Annotated in this window: 11 protein-coding genes and 1 tRNA gene; 10 read left to right on the top strand and 2 right to left on the bottom strand. The window is 40.0% G+C overall.

Annotated elements, in window-relative coordinates:
* The first annotated feature begins 307 nt into the window (after positions 1–307).
* The 6 genes from SJY38_RS09385 (at position 308) to SJY38_RS09360 (ending at position 4978) form a co-directional block, all read left to right on the top strand.
* Complete coding sequence (locus SJY38_RS09385) at positions 308–598, top strand: hypothetical protein (RefSeq protein WP_024033795.1); 291 nt, start codon at positions 308–310, stop codon at positions 596–598.
* A gap of 298 nt (positions 599–896) precedes the next feature.
* Complete coding sequence (locus tag SJY38_RS09380; RefSeq protein WP_235207553.1) at positions 897–1718, top strand: bifunctional diguanylate cyclase/phosphodiesterase; 822 nt, start codon at positions 897–899, stop codon at positions 1716–1718.
* An 87-nt stretch (positions 1719–1805) separates the two neighbouring features.
* The gene (locus SJY38_RS09375; RefSeq protein ID WP_024033793.1) at positions 1806–2177 is read left to right on the top strand and encodes an Hpt domain-containing protein; all 372 of its coding nucleotides are present in this window, start codon (positions 1806–1808) and stop codon (positions 2175–2177) included.
* Between the two features lie 11 nt (positions 2178–2188).
* The gene (locus SJY38_RS09370; protein ID WP_377109656.1) at positions 2189–3583 is read left to right on the top strand and encodes a sigma-54-dependent transcriptional regulator; all 1395 of its coding nucleotides are present in this window, start codon (positions 2189–2191) and stop codon (positions 3581–3583) included.
* Between the two features lie 170 nt (positions 3584–3753).
* Entirely contained in the window at positions 3754–4284 is a 531-nt protein-coding gene (locus tag SJY38_RS09365) for a peroxiredoxin-like family protein (RefSeq protein WP_377109655.1), read from the top strand.
* 247 nt (positions 4285–4531) lie between these two features.
* Positions 4532–4978, top strand: a complete 447-nt coding sequence (locus SJY38_RS09360; RefSeq protein WP_004585880.1) for an Hsp20 family protein — start codon at positions 4532–4534, stop codon at positions 4976–4978.
* A gap of 58 nt (positions 4979–5036) precedes the next feature.
* Here SJY38_RS09360 and SJY38_RS09355 read toward each other — a convergent pair whose 3' ends face one another.
* Both SJY38_RS09355 and SJY38_RS09350 read right to left on the bottom strand, forming a co-directional pair.
* Positions 5037–6593 carry a cryptochrome/photolyase family protein gene (locus tag SJY38_RS09355; RefSeq protein ID WP_377109654.1) on the bottom strand — a complete coding sequence of 519 codons (1557 nt, stop codon included), beginning with the start codon at positions 6591–6593 and terminating at the stop codon, positions 5037–5039.
* A gap of 90 nt (positions 6594–6683) precedes the next feature.
* Complete coding sequence (locus tag SJY38_RS09350; protein WP_121637199.1) at positions 6684–7145, bottom strand: globin; 462 nt, start codon at positions 7143–7145, stop codon at positions 6684–6686.
* Between the two features lie 376 nt (positions 7146–7521).
* On the opposite strand from SJY38_RS09350, the gene SJY38_RS09345 reads away from it, so the two are divergent.
* The 4 genes from SJY38_RS09345 (at position 7522) to infB (ending at position 12555) form a co-directional block, all read left to right on the top strand.
* Positions 7522–7598: transfer RNA gene (locus tag SJY38_RS09345), tRNA-Met, on the top strand.
* 280 nt (positions 7599–7878) lie between these two features.
* Entirely contained in the window at positions 7879–8334 is a 456-nt protein-coding gene (rimP, locus tag SJY38_RS09340; protein WP_004585883.1) for a ribosome maturation factor RimP, read from the top strand.
* Positions 8335–8372: 38 nt separating this feature from the next.
* The gene (gene nusA, locus SJY38_RS09335; RefSeq protein ID WP_004585884.1) at positions 8373–9872 is read left to right on the top strand and encodes a transcription termination factor NusA; all 1500 of its coding nucleotides are present in this window, start codon (positions 8373–8375) and stop codon (positions 9870–9872) included.
* Positions 9873–9897: 25 nt separating this feature from the next.
* Positions 9898–12555, top strand: coding sequence for a translation initiation factor IF-2 (infB, locus tag SJY38_RS09330; RefSeq protein WP_004585885.1), 2658 nt, complete (start codon positions 9898–9900; stop codon positions 12553–12555).
* The last annotated feature ends 53 nt before the right edge of the window (positions 12556–12608 follow it).

Raw genomic sequence — 12608 nt, 5'->3', positions numbered from 1 at the left:
ATGCTGAAATACTAATCCTTTTTAATTGATTGGGTTGTGTAGGTTGATTCTTAATAATTATTTTTAAATTGGTTTGCATTTTGCAAATCAAAATGAAATTGAATCTCATAATGCAAATATCCGCTCAGCTATTTTTTATTATCCCTATCAAAGTAATTCATTTACCCATTGATTTATAAAGACTTAAATTTTTTATCATCATTAAATTTATTTTGGCATGGCTTTCGCAGTATAAACACCAAGTAGAGCGAAGTTATCATTGATATAAATTTGCTAAGTAGTTAAATAAATTTTAAGGGTGTCCATTATGCAAACTAATACTAAAGTTAAACAGCAACCAAAAAAAATGTCTTTTGTTCTTACTCCAGAGTTAATGGTGCTGTCTATTATTATTGTTGCAGCTGTTATTGTTGGTGCAACAGCACTGCGAGGCACCGTTACTATTGAACCTGTTAATAAAGGTAATACCGAGATGTTCACCAATAAATTTAGCAATAGTGATTTAGATAATGCCACTATTGAAAGCAACACATTAAACTACGCTCAAAACATAGATGAGCAATCTGCCCAATCAGGCACACAAGGTTTAAACAACTAAACAATACTTCTCCTTTAGTATTTATTTCGGCTGACTCTAAGCAATTAGGTCAGCCTTTTTATTTTTAAAGCCACTTTATTCCCAAACCATCGCTTACTCCTGCTCCCACTTTAAATCAGCTTGCGTGTCAGTGTGATTTGCAAAATGCAAATATACCCATCAATAATTTTAGACTAGCAGTTCAATTTTAACCAATTGAATTTTATGCGTTTATTTTTTATTTTGACGGGGCGTTTTGGTCTGTAATTTGCAATTTATGTAACAAGCTTACGGTGAGCCCTTATTTGTGGAGAAATTTATGAATGCTTTTAAAAGTTTAGAGCCTATCAATACGGTCAACATTGCACGCTGGCATGAACTTGAGCAAATTATGGCTCATGCAATGAAAAACCATTGTTTTAATATGGTGTACCAGCCGCTTGTATCTTTAACAAGTGGGCAATTAGTTGGCTTTGAATCATTAGTGCGCTGCGAATCTTCACGCTATGGTGTTGTTGGCCCAGATGAATTTATTCCGCATGTAGAACAGTCAGGTATGATTTTAGATTTAGGTGATTGGATTTTTAAGCAAACCCTAAGCGATTTAAGCCAAATGAGAAAAATAGGTATGAATGATATAACTATTTCATTGAATATTTCGCCGGTACAAATTATTGAAGGGGATGTGTTTTCCAAAGTAATGAGCTTACTTGATAAGTATCAAATAGACCCCGCAGCCATAAAAGTAGAATTAACAGAAACAGCATTAATAAAAAGTCCGCAGCGTATTGCTAAAACATTTGAGCATTTTCATAAAGAAGGGGTAAAAATTTGGCTAGACGATTTTGGAACGGGCTATGCCTCTTTAGGCCTTTTAAGGCAGTTTAATATTGATGGGCTAAAAATAGATCGCAGCTTTATAAGTGGCATTACAACGAACAATGAAGACTTTACTCTGTGTAGTGCAATTATTGCTATGGCGCAAAGACTCGGGTTAGAAACCATTGCTGAGGGGATTGAACAGCGCGAGCAATTACAAATATTAGAGCAGCTAGGGTGTGATGTAGCACAAGGTTACTTACTCGGAAGACCAAGTAGTTTAGCTAATAATACGGCGACATGGGTAAAAATGTACACTTAACTTAATGTTTAGATTTGCAAAATGCGAAAAACGACTTACTCTAAAAGTATAAAAACTTTGTATCACAATAATAAATAAAGGCCTAATATGCCAATACCTGAAGAATATATTGATAACACCATCACTCAAGCTCATGTGCTAGCGCAATTAGAGCAAGATGTTGGCTCACTCACTTTAGTAAGGCTGGTAAACTTATTTATTAATGAATTAGAAGAAATGCGAGTTCGTCTTAAAAATGCAATTGATGAGCAAGATGAAGATAATATTAAAGATATAATGCACGTACTTAAAAATTCTGCGGCGCTATATGGCGCATTAACTCTGGCAGCCCTTGCCAGTCAATTACATGATTACCCCCCCGTTACCATTGATGAAAATATTCACGCTGCTCAGATCGTTCAACATAATCTAGAAAAAACCCACGCTGCATACCAAGTTATTGCTAATAATATTACTTAAAAGGCTCTGCCATGAACGATTCTCAAAAAAAATCACAGGTTTATATAGTAGAAGACAGCATTGCAAGCGGGGCTCTTTATGCGAGTCAATTAGAGCAAGCAGGGCACGAATGTAGACACTTTACCGATGGCTACTCTGCCTTGGTAGGTATAAAAGAGATGATGCCTGATGTCATTGTCCAAGATGTTTGTTTACCCGACATTAGTGGCTTAGAAGTGCTGCAGTTTGTTAAAAAGCAAGAAAAGCCCGCTAACGTAGTCATGATCACCTCAAATAGCTCTATTGATGTTGCAGTAGAGGCAATGCGTTTAGGTGGTTTTGATTTTTTAGAAAAACCGTTTTCAGGCCAGCGCTTAGTGAGCGCCGTAGATAGCGCGCTTTCGCAAAAAGCACCTCCTGCAGTTAAAATTCAAGAACAAAAAGCGCAAAACACTTCCGGGTTTATTGGTGAATCGTTAGCAATGCAAACGGTGTTTAGGCTTTTAGATAGTGCAGCGCGAAGCAAAGCATGTGTTTTTATTACAGGTGAGAGTGGCACAGGTAAAGAGGTGTGCGCGCAAACTTTGCACGACACTAGCCCACGAAGTGAAGGGCCATTTATTGCAATTAACTGTGCTGCTATTCCAGGAGAGTTATTTGAGTCAGAGTTTTTTGGCCATGTAAAAGGGGCCTTTAGCGGAGCGCTAAGTGACAGGAAAGGGGCTGTAGAAGTTGCAAACGGTGGTACTTTATTTTTAGATGAGCTGTGTGAAATGGAGCTCAACCTACAGGCTAAGTTATTGCGTTTTTTACAAACGGGTGCGTTTAATCGGGTAGGTAGTAGCGAGGTTTTACACAGTAATGTAAGGCTAGTGTGTGCAACAAATAGAAGCCCTGTAGTTGAAGTTGCCGAAGGGCGTTTTAGAGAAGATTTATACTATAGGCTTAATGTTATTCCTGTAAAGTTACCTCCGCTACGCGAGCGAGCTGGCGATATAATGTTGCTTGCAAAGCATATTTTAAAGCAAAAAAGTGAAAGTAACGCTAAGTTATTCCATCGCTTTTCAAAAGAAGTTGAAAACCTTTTTTGTAACTACGATTGGCCAGGTAATATCCGTGAGCTGCAAAATGTTATCGAAAATATCGTTGTTATCAACGAGGGTGACGTAGTTGAATTAGATATGTTGCCAAGCTCATTTGGTGTTAATTCTGCTATTCCAATTAAAAATACCAGCTCGTCTCAATCTGCAGAGCAAATACAAACTAACTCGCTTATGGGCGTACACGACATAGAGCCCCTGTGGCAAGTTGAAAAAAGGGCAATAGAGTCGGCAATAGCTGTATGCGATGATAACATTCCACTTGCTGCGGCCTATTTAGGCGTAAGCGCCTCGACTATTTACAGAAAAATAAAAGGCTGGAGTTAGCTTTACGCTTCTTGCTCACATCTTCTTGGTGTTTATACTGTGCTAATGCTACTTAATAAAAGCGAGTCGCCTGCCATTTCGTTCTCAGTTACATTTTCATGGTTGAAATAAACAAAGATACCCTAAGCTCTATTACTACACCCTAAGTTTAATAGTAAAAGGAGATCATAATGAGTAACGTTAATTTACAGCCAGCGAGTGTAATACAGCCTTTAGTAGTAAGCGATTTAGATAACAATGACGTGAATTTAGTTGACCGCGTAAGCGACAAACCTTGGAAAATGATAGTGGTGTACAGAGGCCAGCATTGCCCTAAATGTACCGAGCAACTCAATGAGCTTGCAACAATGCATGACGATTTTGCCAGCGCAGGTGTAGAAGTTGTAGCAGTAAGTGGCGATAGCGAAGAGCAGCTTAAAAAGCATCTTGAAAAAATAGACGTAAATTTCCCTCTTTATTACAATTTAACCATTGAGCAAATGACTGATTTAGGCTTATACATTAGTGAACCGCGCAGTGATGCTGAAACAGATCACCCATTTGCTGAGCCTTGTATTATTGTCTTAAACGAAGATAACCAAGTACAGATGCTTGATAAATCAAATAGTCCATTTGTTCGCCCAAGCCTTAAGCAGCTGCTAGGCGGTATTAAATTTTCACGCGAAAACGACTACCCAATTCGCGGTACTTTTATTAAGTAACGTGTATTGAGTAATTTGATGAATATACGAAGAGGGCACTTTTTTGTGCCCTTTTTTATTTTTTTTCACTTTTTTTAATTTAATTACTTGAAAACTATTTTACTGCCCATAAATAGTTTAGTGAGGACGCCTGATGGGTCCCAAAAAATACAGAAGTTATTGAAATTTATATTATTAATTTAATTATGTTGTACTTGTTCAAACGAAAAGTAACAACATTATATCGCTTAAATATGAGGGTATTATTATGCGTACAGTAGACTTATCACCACTTTATCGTTCATTCATCGGCTTTGATCATTTAGCATCTTTAATGGATGCGGCAGCTCGTACAGACAAGCAGCCTAGCTTTCCTCCTTATAATATCGAAGCACTAGATAAAGACAAATACAGAATCACTATGGCCGTTGCTGGTTTTAGTGAAAATGAACTGACCATTGAGTCAGAGAACAACACTTTAAAAGTTGCAGGCACTAAACCAAACAAAGATGAAAATGAAGAGCGCAAGTTTATTCATCAAGGCATTGCGGAACGTAACTTTGAGCGTAAGTTTCAACTTGGGGATCATGTAAAAGTACTCGGTGCCGATTTGGCCAACGGTCTGCTTAGCATTGACCTGGAGCGCGAAATCCCAGAAGCACTTAAACCTCGTAAAATTGAAATTGGCGGTGGAAACCTAATCGAAGGTAAATAATCGCTAATAAACATTTTCCCTGATTGTAGCCGCCTCAACTGAGGCGGCTTTTTCGTTTTTATAACTCGTTTATATGCGTTAAATAATAATTTGCTTGGGCTAAGGTCTGCTGTTGAAGTTGGGGCGTTTGTTTATCCCAGTTTCTATAAACCATGCCAATGCGTGGGTTTTTTTCAAGTAATGCGCGGTGTTTATCCATAAATTGCCAATATAAGCTGTTGTAAGGACACGCCTTCTCACCTACTTTTTGCTTAACATCATAATGACAGTTTTTGCAGTAATCGCTCATTTTATTGATGTAATTACCACTGGCTGCATAAGGTTTAGTGGCAATAATGGCATCACCTGCAAATTGGCTCATGCCACGGGTGTTAGGCATTTCAACCCATTCAATGGCATCAATATAAACCCCTAAATACCACTGGTCGACTTCATTAGGGTCGATGCCTGTTAATAAGCAAAAATTACCAATGATCATTAATCTTTGAATATGATGAGCGTATGCGGTGTCTAAGCTCTGCGTTAATGCATGGCTTAAACAGTTCATTTTTACATTACCCTGCCAAAAGTACCCTGGTAATGACTGGTTGGCCTGTAATTGGTTTTTTTGTGCATAGTCGGGCATGTTTGCCCAATATATACAGCGAACATATTCACGCCAACCTAGGATTTGCCTAACAAAGCCCTCTACTTGAGAAATCGAAATTGTGTCGGGATGAGCATTAAATTCGTCAATTACACGCCTAATAACGTACAGCGGGTGGATTAACTTAGCGTTTAAAGCAAATGATAAACGGCTATGGTACAAGCTGGCGTTATTTGTAACTTGGTCGGTCATTGCATCTTGAAACTGGCCGAAATTTTTTAGTAGGTGGGTACAAAAATACTCTAAACACGTTTTGGCTTGTTTGCGAGTGAGCGGCCATGGCAGCTGCTGAGGATTTATTTCACCAAAGTAATTTACGTTATGTTTTTTAAGTCTGCGAATGATAGAGCTTACATCGTTATTAAATAATTTTGGCGGGGGGATAGCGTTTAAATCTGCTTTTTTAAATTTGTTTCTGTTATTACTATCAAAGTTCCATTGACCTCCTTGCGGGCTACTCCCATCCATAAGAATAGTGTATTGCTTGCGCATAGCGCGATAAAAGTGCTCCATAGTCACATGTTTGTTTTTTTCAAACCGCTCGTTAATACGCTCAAATGGCAGCATAAAATGCTCGGTGTCATAGGCTTTAACAAGAAGATCAGACTCTTTTTTAAATTTACTTAGCTGTGCTTTGAGGCGAAATTCATCAGGGTATTGATAATGTATTTCACTGCAACGATACTGCTTGGCTATGCGCGTGAGTAAATCAGGTAAGGTTTTGTCTTGGTGGGTATCATCAAGGGTGAGGTGCAGTGTGCTGTAATCCGCGCTTTGTAAAGCTGTAGCAAAACGCTCCATCGCATAAAAAAAAGCACATAACTTTTGCACATGGTGCTTAACGTAATTGGTTTCTTGTTTTAACTCGGCAATTAAATAAAGCGTATCAGGCTCTTTTTCTTTAAACCACGAATGCGAAGCATTAAGTTGATCACCTAAAATTAGGCGCAACACTTTATAATGAGCCATAAACCACCTAAATTTAGTTGTACGTAAAAAGCGACAACGTGGATCTAGGTAGTTTGCTCATACGTGTATAAAAGCTGGAGCTTGTGTTACTTAAAGCTTACTTGAGCGAAGTTGAGTGATTTTTTGCTCAAGCGAAATAACATTTGTTTTGTTAAACAAGGTTGTATTAGCAAAACTTTCAAAATAACGAAGCGCTTTTTGCCAAGCAAATTGTGTTTGTGCGGTGAATAAACGCCCTAAGTGCTCGTTTAAGGTGTCGTAAAAGGCATCGCACAGTAGCGATATTTCTTTTGGTGTAACGCCCATCTTTTTTAAGTATTGCAAGTGAAAGGTTAAAAATGGGGCAACAGAAGATGGGTTATCTAAATGCCTAACTATACGTTCTAAAACACAATATAAAATATAACTTTTTTCGTTAAAATAAGCGGCACTTGGGTACTGCATTGTTATATTTGACTCTTCAAGCTTTGCATGAAAGCGCGCGGTAAACGCATGAAAGTTTGGCTTAACTATATGCAAACTTTTAATTAACTGTGGCTGATAAGTATTCATTAGCAATCTCATTAAATTTTGTAATTTTTATTTTTATCCACATCGGTGAGCTTTTAGTATAGTGCGTTGCTCAAATATCGCACGTAATCTAAACGTAAAAAGCACAAAATTGTATCAGTTTTATGAATTTTAGATATTTTATTTATGAATATACGGCTTTTTACGTACATATTAGTGACGTTACGATTACCATTTTAACGTCTGCATAATCATAGTACATACTGGTGAAGCTTAAAATGGGGGTTCACTGATTTTATCAAACTTATTAGTTATTATGGTTGCTAATTACCCCGTATATCCTTATAATAGCCGCCATTGTTTAGCGGTTGATTAACCACTAACAGCGATATTGAATTTTAGGTTTAATATCTATTGGCGCGGGATGGAGCAGCCTGGTAGCTCGTCGGGCTCATAACCCGAAGGTCGTCGGTTCAAATCCGGCTCCCGCAACCAATTTTTATAGTAGGTATATCCTTACTAATTCTATATCGCGCATTCTAAGTAATGCGCGTTTTGCGTTTAAGCTAATGTAGTTTAATTTGGTCAGTGTAATGACCCGCAGCCAAGCTTGGCCTGAGGCCACACAGTTTTATGCTTTATTGGTGTGACGCCCCGCTTGGTTCGGGGCGTTGTTGTATCTGCACCATTGATTTATGGCCTTGTCATTAAATCAAAACTTAAACTCAGTATTTTAGGGCTATAAGCCCTTTTTTTGTTTGTATGGAGGATTTTCGTGACAAAACTTGAGCAAGATTTATTAACCATGCTTACGCCTGCAGTAGAAATGTTAGGCTTTGAATTACATGGTCTTGAGTTTGTACAAGCAGGCCGCCATTCTACCTTGAGGGTTTATATTGACCATGAGGATGGAATATCTGTTGATAATTGTGCGGATGCGAGTCGCCAAATTAGTGCGATTTTAGACGTCGAAGACCCAATTACAAACGAATATGATTTGGAAGTATCGTCTCCTGGTGTTGATCGTCCATTATTCAAACAAGATCACTACGAGAAGGCGCAAGGAGAGGAAGTACGCGTGCGTACTAAGCTTCCACAAGACGGTCGCCGTAATTTTAAAGGCGACTTAGTAGCAGTTAGCAGTGATATGATCACACTTAAAAGCGATGGCGAAGAGCACTTAATCATGCTTAGCAATATCGAACGTGCGAACATCATCGCAAAGTTTTAATTCGAGTGCGAAGGAATAGGGCAAGCGAGGCATTACCCATGGCAAAAGAGATATTATTGGTTGCTGAAGCCGTTTCCAATGAGAAAGCGGTTCCAAAAGAAAAGATTTTTGAAGCGTTAGAGTTCGCTCTAGCAACAGCGACAAAGAAAAAACACGATGGCGAAATTGAAGTACGTGTATCAATCGACCGTAAAACCGGTGATTACGACACGTTCCGTCGTTGGCAGATTGCAGAAGTTCAAGAAGATGGTTCTTTAGAAAACCCTTACAGCGAAATCACATTAGAAGCAGCTCAAGTTGAAGAACCTGACTTGCAACTGGGTGATTATGTTGAAGAACAGATTGAATCTATCAAATTCGACCGCATAACTACACAAATGGCAAAGCAAGTTATTGTACAAAAAGTACGTGAAGCTGAGCGCGCCTTAGTTGTAGAAGCTTATAAAGATCAAGAAGGCGAGCTAGTAACAGGTGTCGTTAAAAAAGCAACACGTGATGCAATCGTACTTGATTTAGGTAACAACGCAGAAGCGGTTATTTACCGTGACGATATGCTGCCACGTGAAAACTTCCGTCCAGGAGATCGTATTCGTGGTCTTCTTTACGAAGTTAAACCTGAAGCACGCGGCGCACAGTTATTTGTAACGCGTTCAAAACCAGAAATGCTGATGGAATTATTCCGCATTGAGGTGCCAGAGATTGGCGAAGAAATGATTGAGCTTCGTGCTGCAGCACGCGATCCGGGTTCACGCGCTAAAATCGCCGTTAAATCTAACGACAAGCGTATTGACCCAGTAGGTGCGTGTGTTGGTATGCGTGGTGCACGTGTTCAAGCTGTATCATCAGAACTTGGTGGCGAGCGTGTTGATATCGTACTTTACGATGACAACCCAGCGCAGTTTGTTATTAACGCAATGGCACCGGCTGAAGTAGCTTCAATCGTAATGGATGAAGACACTCATTCAATGGATATCGCTGTAGAAGCTGATAACCTAGCACAAGCAATTGGTCGCAATGGTCAAAATGTTCGTTTAGCAAGCCAATTAACTGGCTGGGAACTAAACGTAATGACTGTTGAAGACATGCGCGCTAAAAACGAAGCAGAGTCAGATAAGTTAATTAACTTATTTACTGAAAACTTAGATATTGATGATGAATTTGCATCATTACTTATCAACGAAGGTTTCTCAACACTTGAAGAAGTAGCGTATGTGCCAGCTTCTGAGTTTTTAGAAATCGACGGCTTAGATGAAGAAACGGTTGATTTACTGCGCTCACGTGCAAAAGATGCATTAACCACTAAAGCGCTTAAAACGGAAGAAAGCTTAGAAGGTGTAGAGCCTGCAGAAGACTTACTTGCGCTTGAAGGCTTAGAGCGTCATCTAGCATTTGTTATGGCAAGCAAGGGTGTAATTACACTTGAAGACTTAGCTGAGCAAGGTATTGATGAATTGGTAGATATTACAGAGCTAACACCTGAAAAAGCAGGTGAGCTAATTATGGCTGCACGTAATATTTGTTGGTTCGCAGACGAGTAATTTATTAACGGAGGTATTACACACTATGGCAGAAGTAAATGTTGAAAAACTAGCCGGCGATATAGGTACAACTGTTGATAAATTGCTTCAGCAATTTTCACAAGCGGGTATCACTAAAAAAGCAGGTGATAATGTAACTGAAGCTGAAAAAGCACAGTTACTTGATCACTTAAGCAAATCGCACGGTGGTACTGGTTCAGATGGCCCAGCACGTATGACTTTACAACGTAAGAGCAAAAGCACATTAAGTGTAACGGGCTCTACGGGTAAGGCAAAAGCTGTTCAAGTTGAAGTTCGCAAAACACGTACTTACGTGAAAAAGAGCGCAATGGAGCAAGAGCAAGAACAGCAACGTCTAGCCGCTGAAGAAAAAGCGCGTATCGAAGAGCAGCAAAAAGCTGCACAAGAAGCCGCTGAATTAAAAGCGAAACAAGAGGCAGAACGTAAAGCAAAAGAAGACGCTGATCGTAAAGCCAAAGAAGAAGCTAAACGCAAAGCAGATGCAGAGCGTAAAGCTAAACAACAGCAGATGACCCCAGAGCAAAGTGCTAAGTCTGAGAAAGATCGCATCGAAGCTGAGCGTCTGCAGAAAGAAGCAGAAGAGGCCGCATTGAAGAAAGCTGAAGAAGAAGCGAAACGTCAAGCAGAAGAGGCAAGAAAGCTAGCTGAAGAAAATGAAGCTCGCTGGAAAAAAGAAGAAGAAGAACGTAAGAAACGCGAAGAAACCGCGGATCACCACCTTACGACTTCTACTTATGCACGTGAGGCAGAAGATGTTGCCGATGCACGTGATGAGCAAGGTTCACGCCGCGCGAAGAAAAAGAAAAAAGCTCCAGCAAAAGATAAATTTGCAGGCGCTAAAGGCCGTAAAGGCAAGCTAAAAGCACCTACATCATTGCAGCATGGTTTCCAAAAACCAACTGCCGATGTTAAAAATGAAGTGCGTATTAGCGAAACAATTACAGTAGCTGAGCTTGCATCGCGCATGGCTGTTAAAGGCGCTGAAGTTGTTAAAACAATGATGAAAATGGGTGACATGGTTACCATTAACCAAGTGATTGACCAAGAAACAGCACAACTTGTTGCTGAAGAAATGGGTCACAAAGTTATCATCGTTAAAGAAAACGAATTAGAGCAAACAGTACTAAATGACCGTCATGAAGATGGTAAGTCTGAGCCGCGTGCGCCAGTAGTAACTGTAATGGGTCACGTTGACCATGGTAAAACATCGACGCTTGATTACATTCGTTCAGCTAAAGTTGCATCAGGCGAAGCCGGTGGTATTACACAGCACATTGGTGCATACCACGTTGAAACTAACGGCAACATGATCACTTTCTTAGATACACCAGGTCACGCCGCGTTTACATCAATGCGTGCACGTGGTGCTAAAGCGACAGATATCGTAATCCTAGTGGTTGCAGCTGACGATGGTGTAATGCCACAAACTAAAGAAGCGGTACAGCATGCTCGCGCAGCTGGCGTTCCTTTAATCATTGCTGTAAACAAAATGGATAAAGAAGGCGCAGATCCAGATCGCGTTAAAAACGAGCTAGCTCAGCTAGACGTTATCCCTGAAGATTGGGGCGGCGATACGCAGTACGTTCATATCTCAGCTAAAACAGGCTTAGGTATTGATGACTTACTTGAAGCTGTTCTTATGCAATCTGAGCTTTTAGAGCTTCGTGCTCCATCAGAAGGCATGGCAGCAGGTGTTGTAATTGAATCTCGTCTTGATAAAGGACGTGGTCCGGTTGCTTCTATCTTAGTTCAATCAGGTACCCTTAACCAAGGTGATATCGTACTGTGTGGTCTTGAATACGGCCGTGTTCGTGCAATGAAAGACGAAAACGGTAAAGACATTAAATCAGCGGGTCCTTCTATTCCTGTTGAGATTTTAGGTCTATCTGGTATTCCGGCTGCAGGTGATGAAGCGACTGTTGTTAAAGATGAGCGTAAAGCGCGTGAAGTTGCTTTATACCGTCAAGGTAAATTCCGCGACGTTAAATTGGCTCGTCAGCAAAAAGCGAAGCTTGAAAACATGTTTACTAACATGGCTGAAGGCGATGTATCAGAAGTTAACGTGGTACTTAAAGCAGACGTTCAAGGTTCAATCGAAGCAATTTCAGACTCACTAACTAAGCTTTCTACTGATGAAGTAAAAGTGAAGATTGTTGGTTCTGGCGTAGGTGGTATCACCGAAACTGATGCAACACTTGCTGCTGCATCTAACGCAATCGTAGTTGGCTTCAACGTTCGTGCCGATGCATCTGCACGTAAAGTGATTGATACTGAAAACTTAGACCTTCGCTACTACAGCGTAATCTATGCGCTAATCGAAGAAGTTAAGCAAGCCATGTCTGGTATGCTTGCTCCTGAGTTTAAGCAAGAGATTATTGGTCTTGCTGAAGTACGTGACGTGTTTAAGTCTCCAAAAATTGGCGCAATTGCTGGTTGTATGGTTACTGAAGGTACTATTAAACGCAGCGCACCAATTCGTGTACTACGTGATAACGTGGTTATTTACGAAGGTGAGCTTGAGTCACTACGTCGCTTTAAAGATGACGTTCAAGATGTTCGTAACGGCATGGAATGTGGTATCGGCGTTAAGAACTACAACGATGTTCGCGTTGGTGACCAAATCGAAGTATTCGAAACAGTTGAAGTACAACGTACACTTTAATTGCTCGTAAACTAAGATTGTAAATGGGGGCTTTGCCCCCATTTCTGTATCCA

It is taken from the genome of Pseudoalteromonas sp. R86517 (genome assembly GCF_042466295.1).
In the GTDB taxonomy this organism is placed as follows: domain Bacteria; phylum Pseudomonadota; class Gammaproteobacteria; order Enterobacterales; family Alteromonadaceae; genus Pseudoalteromonas; species Pseudoalteromonas atlantica.
This window is presented reverse-complemented; position numbering and strand designations above follow the sequence as displayed.

Excerpts from the sequence above, each read along its gene's own strand:
- SJY38_RS09385 (WP_024033795.1), top strand. The coding sequence starts at position 308 with ATGCAAACTAATACTAAAGTTAAACAGCAACCAAAAAAAATGTCTTTT.
- SJY38_RS09380 (WP_235207553.1), top strand. The coding sequence starts at position 897 with ATGAATGCTTTTAAAAGTTTAGAGCCTATCAATACGGTCAACATTGCA.
- SJY38_RS09375 (WP_024033793.1), top strand. The coding sequence starts at position 1,806 with ATGCCAATACCTGAAGAATATATTGATAACACCATCACTCAAGCTCAT.
- SJY38_RS09370 (WP_377109656.1), top strand. The coding sequence starts at position 2,189 with ATGAACGATTCTCAAAAAAAATCACAGGTTTATATAGTAGAAGACAGC.
- SJY38_RS09365 (WP_377109655.1), top strand. The coding sequence starts at position 3,754 with ATGAGTAACGTTAATTTACAGCCAGCGAGTGTAATACAGCCTTTAGTA.
- SJY38_RS09360 (WP_004585880.1), top strand. The coding sequence starts at position 4,532 with ATGCGTACAGTAGACTTATCACCACTTTATCGTTCATTCATCGGCTTT.
- SJY38_RS09355 (WP_377109654.1), bottom strand. The coding sequence starts at position 6,593 with ATGGCTCATTATAAAGTGTTGCGCCTAATTTTAGGTGATCAACTTAAT.
- SJY38_RS09350 (WP_121637199.1), bottom strand. The coding sequence starts at position 7,145 with ATGAATACTTATCAGCCACAGTTAATTAAAAGTTTGCATATAGTTAAG.
- nusA (WP_004585884.1), top strand. The coding sequence starts at position 8,373 with ATGGCAAAAGAGATATTATTGGTTGCTGAAGCCGTTTCCAATGAGAAA.
- infB (WP_004585885.1), top strand. The coding sequence starts at position 9,898 with ATGGCAGAAGTAAATGTTGAAAAACTAGCCGGCGATATAGGTACAACT.